This window comes from Streptomyces sp. NPDC050211 (assembly GCF_040656035.1).
Classification (GTDB): Bacteria; Actinomycetota; Actinomycetes; order Streptomycetales; family Streptomycetaceae; genus Streptomyces.
This window is the reverse complement of the sequence record NZ_JBFALC010000071.1, coordinates 29,311-46,723: the sequence shown is the minus strand read 5'-3', so window position 1 is coordinate 46,723 and position 17,413 is coordinate 29,311. Positions and strand designations below refer to the sequence as shown.

General features: G+C 71.8%; 18 protein-coding genes. 8 read left to right on the top strand and 10 right to left on the bottom strand.

Annotated features, from left to right (window positions below; translation table 11 throughout):
* Window positions 1–94 precede the first annotated feature (94 nt).
* From AB0I98_RS41750 to AB0I98_RS41725, 6 genes are all read right to left on the bottom strand, one after another.
* The gene (locus tag AB0I98_RS41750; protein WP_210580790.1) at window positions 95–760 is read right to left on the bottom strand and encodes an ABC transporter permease; all 666 of its coding nucleotides are present in this window, start codon (window positions 758–760) and stop codon (window positions 95–97) included.
* On the bottom strand, window positions 757–1,440 hold the full coding sequence (locus AB0I98_RS41745) for an ABC transporter permease subunit (protein ID WP_328354519.1): 684 nt from the start codon (window positions 1,438–1,440) through the stop codon (window positions 757–759). Before AB0I98_RS41745 ends, AB0I98_RS41750 begins: the two co-directional genes overlap by 4 nt.
* On the bottom strand, window positions 1,437–2,600 hold the full coding sequence (locus AB0I98_RS41740) for an ABC transporter ATP-binding protein (RefSeq protein ID WP_362951080.1): 1,164 nt from the start codon (window positions 2,598–2,600) through the stop codon (window positions 1,437–1,439). Before AB0I98_RS41740 ends, AB0I98_RS41745 begins: the two co-directional genes overlap by 4 nt.
* Before the next feature lie 101 nt (window positions 2,601–2,701).
* Window positions 2,702–3,421, bottom strand: a complete 720-nt coding sequence (locus AB0I98_RS41735) for an FAD:protein FMN transferase (protein WP_362951079.1) — start codon at window positions 3,419–3,421, stop codon at window positions 2,702–2,704.
* A 1-nt stretch (window position 3,422) separates the two neighbouring features.
* Complete coding sequence (locus AB0I98_RS41730) at window positions 3,423–4,097, bottom strand: FMN-binding protein (RefSeq protein WP_362951076.1); 675 nt, start codon at window positions 4,095–4,097, stop codon at window positions 3,423–3,425.
* Between the two features lie 10 nt (window positions 4,098–4,107).
* Window positions 4,108–5,445, bottom strand: a complete 1,338-nt coding sequence (locus AB0I98_RS41725) for a ferredoxin reductase family protein (protein ID WP_362951075.1) — start codon at window positions 5,443–5,445, stop codon at window positions 4,108–4,110.
* Between the two features lie 154 nt (window positions 5,446–5,599).
* Between AB0I98_RS41725 and AB0I98_RS41720 the strand changes: the two genes are divergently transcribed.
* From AB0I98_RS41720 to AB0I98_RS41710, 3 genes are read left to right on the top strand one after another with little or no spacing between them, the layout of a single operon-like run.
* A complete protein-coding gene (locus AB0I98_RS41720; RefSeq protein ID WP_362951074.1) occupies window positions 5,600–6,307 on the top strand; it encodes a response regulator transcription factor in 708 nt (235 codons plus the stop codon).
* Window positions 6,304–7,755 carry a HAMP domain-containing sensor histidine kinase gene (locus AB0I98_RS41715; RefSeq protein ID WP_362951071.1) on the top strand — a complete coding sequence of 484 codons (1,452 nt, stop codon included), beginning with the start codon at window positions 6,304–6,306 and terminating at the stop codon, window positions 7,753–7,755. The genes AB0I98_RS41720 and AB0I98_RS41715 overlap by 4 nt, the downstream gene beginning before the upstream one ends.
* A gap of 53 nt (window positions 7,756–7,808) precedes the next feature.
* The gene (locus AB0I98_RS41710; protein WP_362951069.1) at window positions 7,809–8,801 is read left to right on the top strand and encodes an NAD-dependent epimerase/dehydratase family protein; all 993 of its coding nucleotides are present in this window, start codon (window positions 7,809–7,811) and stop codon (window positions 8,799–8,801) included.
* Between the two features lie 118 nt (window positions 8,802–8,919).
* On the opposite strand, the gene AB0I98_RS41705 is transcribed toward AB0I98_RS41710, so the two are convergent.
* Together AB0I98_RS41705 and AB0I98_RS41700 are read right to left on the bottom strand one after the other, a co-directional pair.
* Window positions 8,920–10,032: a HAMP domain-containing sensor histidine kinase gene (locus tag AB0I98_RS41705; protein WP_362951067.1), complete on the bottom strand. Its 1,113-nt coding sequence runs from the start codon at window positions 10,030–10,032 to the stop codon at window positions 8,920–8,922.
* A 2-nt stretch (window positions 10,033–10,034) separates the two neighbouring features.
* Window positions 10,035–10,790: a response regulator transcription factor gene (locus tag AB0I98_RS41700; protein WP_362951065.1), complete on the bottom strand. Its 756-nt coding sequence runs from the start codon at window positions 10,788–10,790 to the stop codon at window positions 10,035–10,037.
* 103 nt (window positions 10,791–10,893) lie between these two features.
* Here AB0I98_RS41700 and AB0I98_RS41695 point away from each other — a divergent pair, with 103 nt between their 5' ends.
* Genes AB0I98_RS41695 through AB0I98_RS41685 form a run of 3 tightly spaced genes read left to right on the top strand, consistent with a single transcriptional unit; the run spans window position 10,894 to window position 12,976 of the window.
* Entirely contained in the window at window positions 10,894–11,616 is a 723-nt protein-coding gene (locus tag AB0I98_RS41695) for a glycosyltransferase family 2 protein (protein ID WP_362951063.1), read from the top strand.
* On the top strand, window positions 11,613–12,221 hold the full coding sequence (locus AB0I98_RS41690) for a DUF2064 domain-containing protein (RefSeq protein WP_362951061.1): 609 nt from the start codon (window positions 11,613–11,615) through the stop codon (window positions 12,219–12,221). Before AB0I98_RS41695 ends, AB0I98_RS41690 begins: the two co-directional genes overlap by 4 nt.
* A gap of 23 nt (window positions 12,222–12,244) precedes the next feature.
* A complete protein-coding gene (locus AB0I98_RS41685; protein ID WP_362951084.1) occupies window positions 12,245–12,976 on the top strand; it encodes a methyltransferase domain-containing protein in 732 nt (243 codons plus the stop codon).
* On the opposite strand, the gene AB0I98_RS41680 is transcribed toward AB0I98_RS41685, so the two are convergent.
* Entirely contained in the window at window positions 12,865–13,335 is a 471-nt protein-coding gene (locus AB0I98_RS41680; RefSeq protein ID WP_362951059.1) for a hypothetical protein, read from the bottom strand. The two genes, AB0I98_RS41685 and AB0I98_RS41680, sit on opposite strands and share 112 nt — an antisense overlap.
* Window positions 13,335–14,582, bottom strand: coding sequence for a molybdopterin-dependent oxidoreductase (locus tag AB0I98_RS41675; protein ID WP_362951057.1), 1,248 nt, complete (start codon window positions 14,580–14,582; stop codon window positions 13,335–13,337). The genes AB0I98_RS41680 and AB0I98_RS41675 overlap by 1 nt, the downstream gene beginning before the upstream one ends.
* A 185-nt stretch (window positions 14,583–14,767) precedes the next feature.
* Here AB0I98_RS41675 and AB0I98_RS41670 point away from each other — a divergent pair, with 185 nt between their 5' ends.
* Window positions 14,768–16,060 carry a hypothetical protein gene (locus AB0I98_RS41670; protein ID WP_362951082.1) on the top strand — a complete coding sequence of 431 codons (1,293 nt, stop codon included), beginning with the start codon at window positions 14,768–14,770 and terminating at the stop codon, window positions 16,058–16,060.
* Between the two features lie 169 nt (window positions 16,061–16,229).
* Window positions 16,230–17,264 carry a lysylphosphatidylglycerol synthase transmembrane domain-containing protein gene (locus AB0I98_RS41665; RefSeq protein ID WP_362951056.1) on the top strand — a complete coding sequence of 345 codons (1,035 nt, stop codon included), beginning with the start codon at window positions 16,230–16,232 and terminating at the stop codon, window positions 17,262–17,264.
* The last annotated feature ends 149 nt before the right edge of the window (window positions 17,265–17,413 follow it).

Sequence of the window (17,413 nt, the reverse complement as noted above, 5' to 3'; positions counted from 1 at the left end):
TTGTGGAGTTCTGTGGTGTGCTCTACGTTTGTGACGCCGGGTCAGGGGCGCGGGGAACTGCGCGACCAGCCACGACGGCGCCGCAGCGGAGCACTTACGCGCGGCGCACTCCGCGGGACACCGAGAAGCGGCCCGCCGCCCAGAACACCCCTAGCGTGACCAGGGCAAGCGCCGCGACCAGCGTCGCGCCGCCCACGACCTTCTCGTAGTCGCGCTGGTAGAGACCGTCGACGATGTAACGCCCGAGCCCGCCGAAACTGACGTACGCGGCGATCGTGGCCGTGGAGACGATCTGGATGGCCGCGGAGCGCAGTCCGCTGAGGATCAAGGGAAGCGCGACCGGCACTTCGACGCGGAAGAGGATCTCGGTCTCGGCCATGCCCATGCCGCGGGCGGCGTCCACCGGCGCGGGGTCGACGGAGCGCATCGCCTCGTAGGTGGTGACGAGGATGGGCGGGATCGCGAGCACGACCAGCGGGATCATGACGGGGGCGAGGCCGAGGCCCAGCAGCACGAACATCAGGACCATCAGGCCGAAGCTGGGCAGCGCGCGCCCCGCCGTGGCGATGAGGGCGAGCGTGTTGCCGCCGCGTCCGGTGTGGCCGGTGAGCAGGCCGACCGGCAGTCCGACGGCCGCGGCGATGGCGAGTGCCTCCAGCGTGTACTGGACGTGCTCGGCGACGCGGGTCGGGATGCCGTCGTAGCCCTGCCAGTGGGCGCTGTCGCTGAAGAAGGCGTCGATGTAGTTCAGGACGTTCACCGGGCGGCCGCCTTCGCGAGCGTACGGGTGTTCTTGCGGGTGCCGCGCGGCATCCAGGGCGTGAGGAGGATGCGGACGCCGATCAGCGCGGCGTCCACGAGGATGGCGAGGACGGCCGTGCCCACCACGGAGAGCCAGATCAGCCGCGGCTGGTTGTAGATCATGCCGCTGTTGAGCAGGTTGCCGAGGGCTCCCTGGTTGCCGATCAGCATGCCGACGCTGACGAGGGAGACGCTGGACACGGACGCCACCCGCAGCCCGGCGATGATCGCGGGCGCGGCGATCGGCAACTGCACCTGGAGATAACGTCGTATGGGCCCGAAGCCCATCGCGGTGGCCGCCGCGAGGGTCTCCTGCGGCACCGATCGCACACCGTCGACGATCGCCGGGACCAGCACGACCAGGCTGTAGACGGCCAGCGGGATCATCACCGTGAGCTCGCTCAGCCCGGTGTAGTCGATGAGGATGACGAAGAACGCGAGCGACGGGATCGCGTAGAGCACGGTCGTCACCCACAGCACCGGCGGGTACAGCCACCGCACCCGCACGCACAGCTGGGCCAGGGGCAGCGCCACCAGCAACCCGAACAGCACCGGCAGCAGCGCCTCGCGCAGATGCAGCATGACCAGGCCGAAGTAGCTGTGCTGGAGGTCGCTGGGCAGGTCGAAGAGTTCGCTCATCGCGCGGCCTTCGCCGTCTTGCCGTCGGCCTTGGTGCCCGCCTTGCCGTCCGCGCGCCGCTCCGCGTGGGCACCGCGGATCGCCTCGCCGATGGTCTGCTGGGAGACGACTCCGGCGGCCCGGCCCTCGCCGTCCACGGCGACGGCCCACCCGGTGGGTGAGAGCACGGCACAGTCCAGCGCGGCCCGCAGCGAGTCCGTACCGGCGATGAACGGCCGTCCGTAGGAAAGGAGTTGGTCCTGCCGGATCTCCCCCGCGGTCAGCTCCCCCGGTTCGGCCCAGCCGAGCGGCTTGCCGTCCAGATCCGTTACGAGGAGGTAGGGCGCGTCCGTGGTGTCGCGGGCGGCGATCTGCTCGGCGGTGGCGTCGACGGCGATGATCGGCGCGGTCAGCAGGGCGAGGTGCGCGGACGGGAAGAACGACAGCCGGCGGATGCCGCGGTCGGCGCCGAGGAAGTCCTCCACGAAGGCGTCCGCGGGGTCGGTGAGCAGTTCGGCGGGCGGCGCGAACTGGGCAAGATGGCCGCCGGTGCGCATCACGGCCACCATGGTGCCGAGTTTGACGGCTTCGTCGATGTCGTGGGTGACGAAGACGATCGTCTTGCCCAACTCGGCCTGGATCCGCAGGAGTTCGTCCTGGAGGCTCTTGCGGACGATCGGGTCGACGGCCGAGAACGGCTCGTCCATCAGCAGCACCGGCGGGTCCGCGGCGAGCGCCCGTGCCACGCCGACGCGCTGCTGCTGGCCGCCGGACAGCTGGTAGGGGTAGCGCTTGGCGAGGGCGGCGTCCAGCCCGACCCGCTCCATCAACTCCCTGGCCCGCGCCCGCGCCTTGTCCTTCCCCCAGCCGAGCATGCGGGGGACGGTGGCGATGTTGTCGACGATCGTGCGGTGCTGGAAGAGTCCGGCGTTCTGGATGACGTAACCCATGGACCGGCGCAGCGTGTTGACCGGCTGCTTCATGATGTCGACGCCGTCGAGGGTAATGGTCCCCTCGCTCGGCTCCACCATCCGGTTGATCATGCGCAGGGTCGTCGTCTTCCCGCAGCCCGAGGGGCCGACGAGGACGGTGATCGAGCGGTCGGGTATCTCCAAGGAGAGCCGGTCGACCGCCACCGTGCCGTCCGGGTACCGCTTCGTGACTGAATCTATCCGTATCAAAACGCCGAATACCCTTCGGGTCTGGCAGAAGTTGCCCGCTTTCGGCCATGGCGCGGGCCGTTGCGGGGAGAGTCTAGACGGCCTGTGTTGCGACCGGACTCTCAGGCGACCGGCACCTTCTCCGTGCGCAGCACCCGCCGCTCGGCGTCGACGGCGAACACCTCGCACCCCTGCCGCCCGGCCGCCCAGGCGACACCCTCCGCGCCCATCGCGAACGCCGCCGTGGCCGCCGTGTCCGCCTCCGTGAGTGTGGACGCGACGACGGTGACCGAGAGCAGCCCGGTCGCCGGACGTCCCGTGCGCCAGTCGACGATGTGGTCGCCGCGCTCATAGCGCCCGGATGTCGCGACCGCGCCGTCGGTGATCTCCAGCACCGTGCACAGCTGATCGGCGTGTTCGGGGTGCCGTACACCCACGCGCCAGGGACCGCCCGCCGCGACGACATCGCCGCCGGCGTTGAGGCAGAACCTGCGCACCCCCGCGGCGGTCAGCAGGTCCGCCGCCCGCTGCACCGACCAGCCCTTGACGACCGCGCACGGGTCAAGGCCCTCGCCGGGCCGGCGGGCGTCGAAGGCGCCGCCGGTGGCGAGGCGGTACTGCTCACACAGGTCGAGTACCTCGGCGAGGTCGGCGCTGACCTCGCCGAGGGCGATGTCGCCGCGGTCGAGCCGGGACACCTCGCTGTCGGGCTTGAACGGGCTGAACCGTTCGTCGACCTCGCGCAGCCAGGCGAAGACCTTGTCCGCGAGCACGGCGGGCACGTCCTCGTCGTCGATGCGCAGGGAGACGGGGAAGCCCATGACGTGCTCGACCCGGTGCATGTCAGGCGCCCTTCGCGTCGATGGCCGCCTGGAGGGACTCCTTGTAGCCGTCGCTGGTGATCGTGGCACCGGACACGGTGTCGATGTCCGCGCTCTGCGCCTCGAGGGTCGAAGCGATCAGCTTCGGCACCGCGGCCGTGGTCTGCGGGTGGTTCGGCTGCTGGAGCATCCGCACGGACTTGATGGTGTCGCTCTCGAAGGTGACCTCGACCTGCACCGGACCCTTCTCGGTGGTGAGCGCCGAGCCCGCCACCACCTCACTGGTCGCGTTACTGGTTTCACTGGTTGCGCTCTTGTCGATCGCCGCCTGGAGGGACTCCTTGTAGCCCTCGGTGGTGATCGTGGCACCGGACACCGTGTCGACGTCCGCGCTCTGCGCCTCCAGGGTCGACGCGATCAGCTTCGGCACCGCGGCCGTGGTCTGCGGGTGGTTCGGCTGCTGAAGCATCCGCACGGCGGTGATCTTGTCGCCGTCGAAGGTGACCTCGACCTGGACCGGACCCTTTTCGGTCTGGACGGTCGAGCCCGTGACCACGGTGGAGCCGGAGGGAGCCGACGGTGTGGACGCAGGGGCCGCCACTTCCGTGGAGGTGCCGGTGGCGACGGACGGTTCGTAGCGCCAGACGGTGACGAGGCCGGCGGCGGACAGGACAAGGGCGGGTATGACTCGCTTCACGGTGTCCCTCTCATCCAGCCAGGCTGAAACGCTCGAAGTGGATCTGCGGCTTGGGCACGCCCAGCTCGCGCAGGGTGCCGAGCACCGCGTTCATCATGGGCGGCGGCCCGCACAGGAAGACGTCCCGGTCGGCGATGTCCGGCACGAGCCGGCTGAGTTCCGGCGCCGCGAGCCGGTCCGGGACGGGCGACCCGGTCACCAGGTGCAGCTCGGCGCCCTTCGTGGCGGCGAGGTCGCGCAGCTCGTCGTAGAGGACGGCGTCCCGGTCGCTGCTCACGCGGTAGATGACGACGGCGTGGCCCTCCAGCTCCTCCAGCAGGGCACGGATCGGGGTGACACCGACGCCGCCCGCGATGAGGAGGGACTCGGGCCGGGTGCGGTGCATCGCGGTGAACGCGCCGTAGGGGCCCTCGGCGAAGACGCGCGTGCCGACCTTCACGTGCCGCAGGGCCGCGCTGCCGTCACCGGCCGCCTTGGCGGTGAGCCTGAGGCTGCGGCCGTCGGGCGCGGCGGACAGCGAGAAGGGGTTGGCCTGCCACCAGCGGTCGCGGGTCATGAAGCGCCACAGGAAGAACTGGCCGGCCCGTGCGCCCATCCGGTCCAGGTCGCGGCCGGTGATGTAGACGGAGACGACGTTGTGCGACTCGGGGACGACGGCCGAGACGCGCAGCTGGTGGCGCCAGTTCCGCCACAGCGGCAGCACGGCCCGGCCCAGGACCACCGCGCCGAGCGCGAAGCCCCACAGGGTCCACCAGTAGGCGGTGGCCAGCGACGACGCGACGAACGTCGTACCGACCGCCACTTCGTGCGTGAACGCCAGCACCACGGCGGCGTAGGTGTACAGGTGGATGAAGTGCCAGGTCTCGTAGGCCAGCCGGCGCCGGGCCCAGCGGGCCGAGACGGCGCCGATGAAGATGATCAGCACCCAGGCGACGAGCGCGCGCAGCACGCCCTCGGTGGTCTCCGCGAGGTCGACCAGCTGGTTGACCGGGTCGAGGCCGGAGGACTCGCCGTAGCCGAAGGTGATGAAGACCACGTGGCCGACCAGCGTCCACAGCAGCGAGAAGCCGATCCAGCGGTGCCAGAGGGTCATCCGGTCCATGCCGATCCGGCGGTCGAACCAGGGCAGCCGGGCGACCAGCAGCAGTTGGAAGGCCATCAGGAGCCCGCCGAGCAGGCCGCACAGCCGGCCCACCACGATCAGGGTGTTGGAGGCGAACCCGGCCTGGACGAAGAAGTAGGCCACCACGGCAACGTTCACGGCCAGCACGGCGTACAGGCCCGTGCGGGCGGCCACCCTGGGGCGTATCGCCGTGGGGGGCGCAGGGGGCGATTGGACGGTGGTCACGGGCGGCAGCTCCTTGGTCAGGGGTCCTGGTGCACTGAGCTTGGCTGGCTGGAGCTGTCGAAGACCTGTCGTTGTTCTTTCAAGTGGTTATCGATGTGGTCCAGGCCCCGACCGGGCCCATGGCGCCCACGGGTGCGTGCCGCACTATGTGAGGGTGGAAAAAGTACGACTGCTCGTCGTGGACGACGACCCGCCGATCGCCGACCTCGTCGCGACGGTCGCGCGTTACGAAGGCTGGGACGCGGTCACGGCGAACTCCGGTGAGGAGGCGCTGCGCGCCGCCGCCGAGTTCCATCCGGACATCGTGGTGCTCGACCTGATGCTGCCGGACCTGGACGGCTTCGGCGTGCTCGACCGGCTGCGCCGCTCCGGGACGATGGTGCCGGTGGTGTTCCTCACCGCCCGGGACGCGGTCGCCGACCGGGTGGCGGGGCTGACCCGGGGCGGCGACGACTACCTGGTCAAGCCGTTCGCGGTGGAGGAGCTGATGGCCCGGCTGCGCACGGTGCTGCGGCGCAGCGCCGGACCCGGCTTCCAGCGCTCCGTCCTCCAGGTCGCCGACCTCACGATGGACGAGGACACCCGTGAGGTGCGGCGCGGCGACCGGCTGATCACCCTCACCCCCACCGAGTACGAAGTGCTGCGCTACCTCATGCGCAAGTCGCCGACCGTGCTCACCAAGGCGCAGATCCTCGACCATGTGTGGGAGTACGGCTTCGGCGGCCGCTCGAACGTCGTCGAGCTGGTCGTCAGCCGGCTGCGCCGCAAGCTCGACGAGCCCGATGAGCCCATCGCCGGCACGACTCCGCTGATCCACACCGTCCGGGGCTTCGGATATGTGATCCGGCAGGCCGCCGAGTGATCCGGCGGTTCAGGCAGACCTACCGCAGACTGCGCCTCGGCACCCGGCTCGCGCTGGGCCTCGGCGTGCTGTCCCTCGTCGTGTTCGCGGTCGTCGGCACGGCGCTGACGACGTACATGCGGGAGTACCTGTCGAAGCAGCTCGACGAGCAGCTGGCGCAGGGCCAGATCGCCCAGTCCAAGTCGATCGCGGACTACGGCACGCTCTCCGGGAAGAAGTACTACAGCTGGTACTACGCCGTGTACGACGTGCGGGACGGCACGCCCGTGCTCCGCAAGCCCGAGGACCCCGCCGACCTGCCGAAGGACGTCGACGCCTTCACCGCCGTCGCCCGGGCGCAGACCACCTCGCACACGGAAGTCCTGCGCACCGACCACCTCAACGGCAAGGGCGACTACCGGCTGCGCGCCTGCGAGGTCGAGCCCGGTCTGATCCTGGTCAGCGCCGCGCCCATGGCCGACATCGACGACACCGTGGGCCAGCTGATCACGATCCAGGCCGTCACGTTCGGGCTCGCGCTGCTCGCTCTCGTGGTGGCCGGCCGGGGAATGCTGCGACGCGGTCTGAAGCCGCTGAGCGACATGGCGCACACGGCGCGCGGCATCACCTCGCACGATCTGACGGACTCGGCGCGGCTGCCGGTACGGCACGACGGGCGCAGCGGCGGCCCCGAGGTCGAGGAGCTGCGCACCGCGTTCAACACGATGCTGGAGCACATCGACGACTCCCTCGCGGTCCGTGCGGAGGCGGAGCAGCGGCTGCGCCGGTTCGTCGCGGACGCCTCGCACGAGCTGCGCACACCGCTGATGTCCGTACGCGGCTACGCCGACCTCTTCCAGTACGCCGCCGCCAACGCCCCCGAGGAACGCGACAAGCATCTGGCCCGGCTGCGCGCCGAGGCCGCCCGGATGGGCTTCCTCCTGGACGACTTGCTGCTGCTCGCCCGTCTTGACGCCGCCGAGGTCGAGGCGCCGCTGCGGGTCAAGGAGGCGGACCTGGTGGAGCTGGTCGAGCACGCCGCGGACGCCTTCCGCGCGGCCCACACAGACCACTCGCTGGCGGTGGCCACCGGCCCCTCCCGGCTGACGATGCGGATGGATCCGCAACGCGTCCGGCAGGTCCTGGACAACCTCCTCACCAACGCGGCCGTGCACACCCCGGAGGGCACGGACGTGTCCTTGTCGGTGTCGGTCACGGACGGCCGGGCCGTCGTCCGGGTCGCCGACGCGGGCCCCGGCATCCCGCCCGACGACCGGAAACGGATCTTCGACCGCTTCTACCGCGTCGACAAGGCCCGCAGCCGCGACCGCGGCGGCAGCGGACTCGGCCTGGCGGTGGCGCACTCACTGGTGTGCGCGCACGCCGGCACGATCGACGTCACCAGCGAACCGGGCGCCACGGTGTTCACGGTCTCGCTGCCCCTCCCGAAAGGTCTTACGGACCGGTGACATGACGGGCGCGGCCCACCCGTAAGGGCTGGTCGCAGTCCTACGTTGAGGTCATGCGCGTACTGGTCACCGGCGGTGCCGGATTCATCGGGTCCCATGTCGTCGAAGCCCTGCGGGCCCACGGCCACGAGCCCGTCGTCTACGACATCCGCGACGACCCGGCGTCGGACGTACGGAACCCCGACGCGGTCCGCGCCGCCCTGCCCGGCGTGGACGCGGTCTGCCACCAGGCGGCGATGGTCGGCCTCGGCGTCGACTTCTCCGACGCGGCCGACTACGTCTCCCACAACGACCTGGGCACCGCGGTGCTGCTCACCGCCATGGCGCAGACGGGCGTACGACGGCTGGTGCTGGCCGGGTCGATGGTGGTGTACGGCGAGGGACGGTACTCGTGCGAGTGGCACGGCGTGGTGCGACCGGGCCCCCGTTCCGTCGCCGACCTGGAGTCGGGCCGCTTCGAACCGCCCTGCCCCGTCTGCGGCGAGGACCTCTCCCCCGGCCTGGTCGCCGAGGACGCCCCCGTCGACCCACGCAACGTATACGCGACGACCAAACTCGCCCAGGAGCACCTGGCCGCATCCTGGGCACGGTCGACCGGCGGCTCGGCGATCTCCCTGCGCTACCACAACGTCTACGGCCCCCACATGCCCCGCGACACCCCCTACGCAGGCGTCGCCTCCTTCTTCCGCTCCGCCCTCGCCCACGGCGACTCCCCCCGCGTCTACGAAGACGGCCACCAACGCCGTGACTTCGTCCACGTACGGGACGTGGCGTCGGCCAACGTGGCAGCCCTCGAGACGGATCCCGCCCCGGGCGCCCTCACCCCGTACAACACCGGCAGCGGCGACCCACACACGGTCGGCGAAATGGCCCGAGCACTGGCAACGGCATGCGGCGGCCCGGAGCCGGTGATCACCGGCGAGTTCCGCCTGGGTGACGTCCGCCACATCACAGCCGACTCATCGCGACTGCGGGCGGAGTTGGGGTGGAAGCCGGAGGTGGACTTCGTGGAGGGGATGCGAGAGTTCGCGAAATCCAGCGCCTAGGGCAGAAATCCAGCCCCTCCGGCAGCCATCCAGCCCCTCCGGCGTTTGAGGAGCGGGGTCTGGGGCGGAGCCCCAGGGATGGGACGGGTAGGGGCGGCGGGGGCGAAAAAACCACCCGTCACACCCCAGCCATAGGCAACGTCACCTCGAACCGACACCCCCCAGGCACGTTATGAACCGCGGCCCGCCCCTGATGAGCCTCCACAATCCCCCGCACAATCGCCAGCCCCAGCCCCGCCCCCGCCGGAGGCGTCCGCGCATCGTTCCCCCGCCACCCGGTATCGAACACCCGCGGCAGATCCTCCTCAGGAATCCCCCCACACCCGTCCGTCACGGACAACACCACACCATCGGCCGAACGTTGGGCAGCCACAGCAACCGTCCCGTCCGTCGGCGTACGACGAATCGCATTGACGAGCAGATTGCCAAGCACCCGGCTCATCTCCTTCCCGTCCACCTCCACCGGCACCGGCTCCACCCGATCACCGACAAGCCGCACACCGTGCTCCCGCGCCAGCGGATCCGCCCCCGCGAGGGCATCCCCGACAAGGTCGTACAGCGAAATCCGGCTGGGGCTCAGCGCCAGCGTCCCCGCATGGATGCGGGAGAGTTCGAAGAGGTCACCCACCATGTCGTTGAGGCGTTCCACCTCGGTGCGAATCTGACGGAGATAGCGGTCGGGATCGGCGGCGACACCGTCCTCCAGCGCCTCGGCCATCGCACGCAGCCCGGCAAGCGGAGTACGCAGGTCGTGCGAGATCCAGGCGACGAGTTCACGTCGCGAGGACTCCAGGGCCCGCTCACGGGTCCGGGACTCGGCGAGCCTGACGCTGGTCGCCTCCAACTCCCGGCTCAGCGCGGCGAGTTCGGCGGTGGCGGGCCCGACGGGCGAGGTGAAGTCACCGCCGTCGCCGAAGGAGCGCGCGGCGAGTGCGAGGGCGCGGCTGCGGGCGACGACCCAGCGGCCGAGCAGGGTCGCGGTGACGAGGGAGACCACGGCGGCCATCGCGACGACCAGCGTGACGACCTTCAGATCGTGCTCGGACAGGAACATCGCCCGCGCGACCGCGAGGGTGCCCGCGAGCATGGCGGTGACGCCGACGGCGGCGACCACGGCGAGGTGCACCGCGAGCGAGCGGCGCCGGATGAGCCGAAGGACGCCCGCGCCGAGCACGCCGGCCGCGGCGGCGCCGAGGAAGGCGAAGAGGGCGATGAGGAGCATGTCGCGCATGATCACGCCTCCCCGGCGTCAGAGCCGCTGCCGAAGCCGGTGTCGGGTCCGCTGCCGAAGCCGGTGTCGAAGCGATAGCCGACGCCCCACACCGTCTGGATCAGCCTCGGCCGCGCCGGATCGTCCTCGACCTTGCCGCGCAGTCTGCGGACATGGACGGTGACGGTCGACAGGTCGCCGAAGTCCCAGCCCCACACCTCACGCATCAGGTCCTCCCGGCTGAACACCCGGCCGGGGTGCCGGAGGAAGAACGCGAGGAGGTCGAACTCGCGGACGGTGAGGGCGAGTTCGGTCCCGTTCTTGGCGGCGCGGCGGGCCGCCGGGTCGACGGTGAGCCCGGCCGCGTGCAGGCTGGCGGACGGCTGCGCGGGGCGGGCGCGGCGCAGCACGGACTCGACACGCAGGACGAGTTCGCGGGGGCTGAAGGGTTTCGTGACGTAGTCGTCCGCGCCGACCTCCAGGCCCAGGATCCGGTCGTCCTCGTCGCCACGCGCGGTGAGCATGATGACCGGCACGGGCCCGCGCACCCGCATCCGCCGGCACACCTCCAGGCCGTCCATGCCGGGCAGCATCAGGTCGAGCACGACGAGGTCGGGCCAGTGCGCGGCGGCCCGCTCCAGCGCGTCGGGTCCGTCCCCGGCCCGGTCGACGACGTATCCGGCCCGGTCGAGGTATCCGGACACCACCTCGGCGACGGTCGGATCGTCGTCGACGACGAGGACCCGGGCCCCGGGCCCCGCATGCTGCTGCTGTTCCATGCCGCCAGCCTCGCACCACCCGCCCGCCGATGGCGCCCACCCCCGCTGACGTCCTTGTTTCGTAAGGAGCCGGAGTCCGATATGCCCGTTTCGCGCTCGTAGGGTGAAAGCCGTGACGACCTCTTCTCCGACGGACCACAGAACGGACCAGGAAGTCGACGTGGTCCTCCCCTGTCTCAACGAGGCCGAGGCACTGCCCTGGGTCCTGGAGCGCATCCCGCCCGGCTGGCGGGCGCTCGTCGTGGACAACGGGTCCACCGACGGCTCCTCCGACATCGCCCGCGCCCTCGGCGCGACCGTCGTACGCGAGGAGCGGCGCGGCTTCGGCGCCGCCTGCCATGCGGGCCTGACGGCGGCCACCGCCGACATCGTGTGCTTCTGCGACTGCGACGCCTCCCTGGACCCGGGCGACCTCCTGCCCTTCGTACGGGAAGTGGCGGGCGGCGCGGCCGACCTGGTGCTCGGCAGGCGGCGCCCGCAGAGCCGGGGCGCCTGGCCCGCGCATGCCCGTGCGGGCAATCTGGCGCTGGCCCGGATGCTGCGCCGCCGTACCGGGCTGCGCCTGCACGACCTGGGCCCGCTGCGGGCCGCCCGGCGCGAACCGCTGCTCGCCCTCGGGCTCAGCGACCGGCGCAGCGGCTATCCGCTGCAGATGGTGGTGCGCGCCGCCGACGCGGGCTGGCGCATCGCCGAGCACGACGTTCCGTACTTCCCGCGCACCGGCGCCTCCAAGGTCACCGGCACCTGGCGCGGGACCTGGCAGGCGGTGCGCGACATGAGCCGCGTACTGACCGAGACCGCCGCCGAGCAGGGAGTTCGCCCGTGACCACGCTGCTCGTCATCGCCAAGGAGCCCCGGCCGGGCCGGGTCAAGACCCGGCTGACGCCGCCGTTCACGCCCGAGGAGGCGGCGGCTCTCGCCGAGGCCTCGCTCGCGGACACCCTGGACGTGGTGGCGCGGACGCCGGCCGCGCGCCGGGTCCTGGTCCTCGACGGCAGACCGGGGCGCTGGCTGCCGCCCGGCTTCGAGGTCGTACAGCAGTGCGCGGGCGGCCTCGACGAACGTCTCGCCGCCGCCTTCGCGGCCTGCACCGGCCCGGCCCTGCTCATCGGCATGGACACCCCGCACGTGACGCCGGAGCTGCTGACGGTGGACTTCGCCGGCTGCGACGCGTACTTCGGTCCCGCCGAGGACGGCGGCTTCTGGGCGCTGGGCCTGGCCGCACCGGACCCCGCCCTGCTGCGGGGCGTCCCGATGTCGACGCCGCACACCGGCGCCGTACAACGCGACCGCCTCGCGGGACTGCGGGTGCGGGACCTGCCGCGCCTGCGGGACGTCGACACGGCGTACGACGCGGAGGTCGTCGCCAAGGCGGCGCCGGGCGGGCGTTTCGCGGCGGAGCTGGAGCGGCTGACGACGAAGGCGCGGTGAGTGCGGTGCGGAGCGCCCACCAGCTGGTACCGATCGTTCGGCAGCCGACCCCGGACGGCCGCCCCTGGACCGTCGACCTCTACAGCGACGCCCTGCGCACCGGGCGCGGGCCGCTCTTCCTGCGCCGTACGGACGGCTGGCTGCTGCCGCTGGACGTGGAGCGCTGGTGTGCGCGGGCCGACGCGGTGGACCTGGAGGTGCTGGCCCGATGCGAGGGCGCGGTGCTGGACGTGGGCTGCGGTCCCGGCCGGCTGGTCGCCGAACTCGCGGCCCGGGGCCGACGCGCGCTCGGCATCGACGTCAGCGAGGCGGCCGTCGCGCACACCGTGCGGCTCGGCGGACAGGCGCTGCACCGCTCGGTGTTCGAGCCGGTGCCGGGCGAGGGCCGCTGGGGCACCGTCCTGCTCGCCGACGGCAATGTCGGCATCGGCGGCGACCCCGTCGCCCTGCTCGACCGGCTGGGCCAACTGCTGGCTCCCGGCGGGCTGTTGATCGCCGAGACGGCCCCGGTCGACGTGGACGAGCGGGTCCATGTGCACGTGACCGACGGCCGGGGCGCGGTCGGCGCCCCGTTCCCGTGGGCCCGCCTCGGCACTCCCGCCCTGCTGCGGCACGCCCACAGCGCGGGCTGGAGCACCGTCGATCAGTGGACCTCCGGCGGCCGTTCCTTCGCCGCCCTGCGCACTCGCCGTACGAAGAGGATCGCGGAGCCCGCGAACAGTGCGGCGGTGATCAGCAGCCAGCGGGCGAGGTAGGTGTCCGCGGACAGGCCGGTGGAGCCGGCGTAGCGGTCCGCCACCCGCCCGCTGATCAGCGGGAACCACACGAGCAGTAGCAACAGCGACAGAGCGGCCGGCACGCGGACGTAGCCGGCCGCCCACCGCCGCCCGGCCGCGCCGCACGCCGCCACCAGCGCACGGTCGGCCGCCGCGTACAGCGGCACCAGGACCAGGTCATGGACGACGGCGGCGCCCACGAACCACAGCGCGACCTCGAACCAGTCGCCGTCGAGCAGCCGCACGCCCGCGTATCCGGCGAGCGCGAACGAGGCGGCGAGCAGGAGGAGTTGGAACGGACTGCCGATGGCGAGACGCGCGCGCATCACAGATCGCATCACAGATCTCCGAACGTCATCCGGGCCACCCACTTGGTGTTGAGCACGCCGGGTGCCGCGGGCACGATGACCCGGGCCGGGTAGCCGTGGTCGGGGGACAGGTCCTCGCCGTTGACGGTCAGGGCGAGCAGGGAGCGTTCGTCGGCGACTTGGTTCGCCCGCAGGGCGGCGCGGCGGAAGGCGCCGACGCGTTGCAGCGACTCCACGAAGACGTCGGGCGGATCGTCGTAGCCGACGAGCGCGGCCAGATCCCGCAGCCGTACGCCGCGCCACCACTGGTCGGAGGTCGACCAGCCCTCGACGCAGGCGATGGGCAACGAGGCGGAGTGCAGGGGGAGTTGAAGCAGGTCGGCGCGGCTGAGGCGGACGGTGCCGGTGCGGCCGGTGACGACCAGCCGCCAGGCCTCCGGGCCGGTCTCCGCCGGAGTGATCCCCACCTTCGCGGCCGTCTTGTTGATCTGGAAGCCGTTCGGTCCCGAGCCCGGTTCGCCGCCGCCGTGCGGGGCGAGCAGGGCGGTACGGCGCAGGAAGCCGTCGAAGTTCTGCCCGACGGTCGTGGCGAACAGCAGCAGCGAGCCGCCCCCGACGAACCACAGCGCACCGCGCCGGGACACGGTCGGCTCGGCGGGCGCCGGAGCCACCAGGTCGTCCTTCTCCTCCCTCTGCCCCTTCTCCTCCCGCAGTCGCCGCAGATTGCGCAGCGCCTTCGGCGTCTTCAGCGCGGCATGGGCGACGAACGCGGCGAAGAACACCCATGCCCCGTAGAAGTGCAGGGCGTAGAACGAGCCGGGGAAGATGTAGTCGAGCTGGACGTTCAGCACCCCGGTGACGAACTCGAAGAGGGCACCGCCGACCAGCAGGAGCAGCGAGATCCGCTCCGCCGCGTGCGCGAGCGAGCGGGCCGGCGGCAGCGTGAACAGCCTGGGCACGACCGACCACAGCTTGGCCAGCAGCACGGGGATGAGGGCGATCCCGAGCGTGACGTGGATGCCCTGGTTGAGCCGGTACAGCCAGTGCGGGTCGGTGGGCCAGGAGAAGAGGTAGAAGCCGAGGATGCCCTTGTCCGGGGTCTTGTCGTTCACCGGATCCAGGTCCGGGTTGTAGGCGGCGTACGACACCAGCCCCGTCAGGAACAGCACCGTGATCCCGCCGAGCAGCACGATGCCGAGCACCGAGGTGAACCACGCCCCGCGCAGCGGGCTGCGCCAGAATCCGGGCGAGAACGGAGTGGGAGGTGTGCGTCGCATGCCCCGACCGTAGGCCGGGATCACCCCAGGACAGGGTCCGCGAACCATGACGAATCTCTGACGTCCGCGCCCGTCACGCGTCCGGCGCACGCCGGGCGTCCTAGCGTTCAGACGTGACCCGCGATCTTCTGCCAGGCATCCGCCCCGACGCGCTTCCCGACGTCCGCCGGGACCTCCGCCGCGACCTGTACACGGCGACGGCCGCCGCCCTGCTCGTCGTGACCGCCGCGCTGGTCGGCAGGGCGATCGAGCGCCGCGACGACACGCTCTTCGTCCGCTGGCCCCCGCTGCTGGCGCTCTGGCACCCGCACGTCGGCCCCGGCACCCCGGCGGCGCTCACCGTCGCGATCGCCGTCATCGCATACGGCCCCGTCCTGGCCGTACGCCTCCCCTGGCGCTCCCTACTGCTCGCGGTCTGGGGGTCAGGCATGGCCTGGACATGGTCGCTGGCGCTCATCGACGGCTGGGACCGCGGCATCGCCCGGCGGCTGACGACCCGCGCCGAATACCTCCAGGTCATCGACAGTTTCGGGGACATCCCGGCCACCCTGCGGGACTTCACCCAGCACATCCTGATCCACTCCCCCGACAACTGGCCCGCGCATGTCGCCGGACATCCCCCCGCGGCCACCCTCACCTTCGTCTACCTGGACCGCATCGGCCTAGGAGGCGGCGCCTGGGCCGGGATCTGGTGCATCACCGTCGGCGCCACGGCCGCCCTCGGCATCCTCGTCACCGTCCGCCTCCTCACGGACGAGAAGCTGGCCCGCCGCGCCGCGCCCTTCCTGGTCCTGGCCCCGGGAGCGGTGTGGATGGGCACCTCCGCCGACGCCTACTTCGCGGCGGTCGCGGCCTGGGCGGTCGCGTTCCTGGCACTGGCGGTCACGGGCCACCGGCCACCCTGGACCGGCCTGGCCTCCGGCCTCCTGTTCGGCCTGACGCTCTACCTGTCGTACGGCCTCACGCTCTTCGCGGTGATCGCCGCAGCCGTCCTGCTGCTGGGGACCCACCGCATCAGACCGCTCCCCTTCGTGCTCGCCGGGTTGGTGGTCGTCCCCATCGTGTTCACCGCACTGGGCTTCTACTGGTGGGAGGCCTACGACCTGCTGGTCACCCGCTACTACGAGGGCGTGGGCGGCGTCCGGCCGTACGGCTACTGGGTGTGGGCCAACTTCGCGTGCACGGTGCTGGTAGTGGGCCTCGCGACAGCGGCCGGGCTGCGGCGGACCGGGGTGGCGCTGGTCCGCCGGGACGACAGGGCCGCCGTACACCTCGGCGTGCTGGTGCTGGCGGCCCTCGTCGCGATGGTCGTCGCCGATCTGTCCGGGATGAGCAAGGCGGAGACGGAACGGATCTGGCTGCCGTTCGCGCTGTGGCTGCTGCCGGCGTGCGCGCTTCTGAGGGGCGCGCGGGGGTGGCTGGCGGCGCAGGCGATCGTCGCGCTTCTCGTCAACCATCTCTTGCTGACGGGCTGGTGACTCCGGTCACACCGTGACCGCGTTGCCCGTCCGCCCTCGCTTTGTCGGTTCCCGGCCACCGTCCCGTCACGCAGAAAGGGAACGCTCCCCGCGTCCCCCTTTGCTCGCCTCCTCGTACCCGTCAGTCCCGCCACAGCGGCGGGCACGACGCGGAAGGACGACGTGCGCCGTGTCCCCGCTCCAGCTCGACGAGCTCCCCAAGCCGTCGCTCACCCCCGTCCCCATCCCCGCTCCCGCCGCGGTCAGTGACCCCACACCGACCACGACCACAAATCAGCGCCGGCTCCGCTGGGCGCTGAGTCTGCTGCCGCTCCTGCTGATCGGCGGGTACGCGGCGTTCGACTGGCCCACCGTCCATGACAGCGCCGTCCGGCTGGCCGGTGCCGACCCCTGGTGGCTGCTGGCCGGAACCGTGTTCAACATCCTGTGCTGGGTGGCCGCGTCCGTGACCCGGCAGGGCGCCCTGCCGGAACGGCTGCCGCCGGGTCCGCTGCTGGCCTCGCAGTTCGCCGCGGGCGCCGCGAATCATGTGCTGCCGGCCGGACTGGGCGCGCACGCCGTGACCCTGCGGTTTCTGCAGAACCAGGGCATATCCATCCCCCGGGCAACCGCGTCCCTGGCGCTGTACTCGCTGGTCAAGCCGATCGCGAAGACACTGCTGATCCTCGCGTTCCTCGCCGCCTTCCCCGGCACGCTGCGCATCGGCCAGCTCGTCCCGGACGCGTCGACGCTGGCCGTGGCCGGCATCGGCATCGCCTGTGCGCTCGGAGCGGCGACCTTGCTGGTGACGGCCGTACGGCCACTGCGGCGACCGCTCCTCGGCTGTCTGAACTCCGCCCTGACCGACGCACGGCTGCTGCACACCCGCCCGGTCCGGGTCCTCCAGCTGTGGGGCGGGGCGGCGGCGTTTCCGCTGCTGCAGGCCTGCGTGCTGGCGTCGGTCGGGTCGGCGCTCGGGCTGCAACTGCCCTGGGTGCATGTGATCTTCGCGTACCTCGCGGCCAGCGCGGCAGTGGGGGCGGTGCCGGCGCCGGGTGGCATCGGCCCCGTGGATGCGGCGCTGGTGTTCACCCTCGTCGTGTTCGGGGCGCCCATGGTTCTGGCTACCGGGACGGTGATCGGCTTTCGGGTGATCACGGTGTGGTTGCCGTTGTTGCCGGGGGCGTTGGTGTTGTCGGGGATGGTGCGGCGGAAGATGTTGTGAGTGCATCCGCCGGTGGTCCTTTGGCTGCGAGTCCGTTGTGGCTGGTCGCGCCCACGCGGCGGAGCCGCATATTGATACAGCCCCGCGCCCCTTCGGGGGGCGGGAAGAGCCGCGCGGGGGGCGCCCCCGGCGGGGGGCGGGGGCGCGCG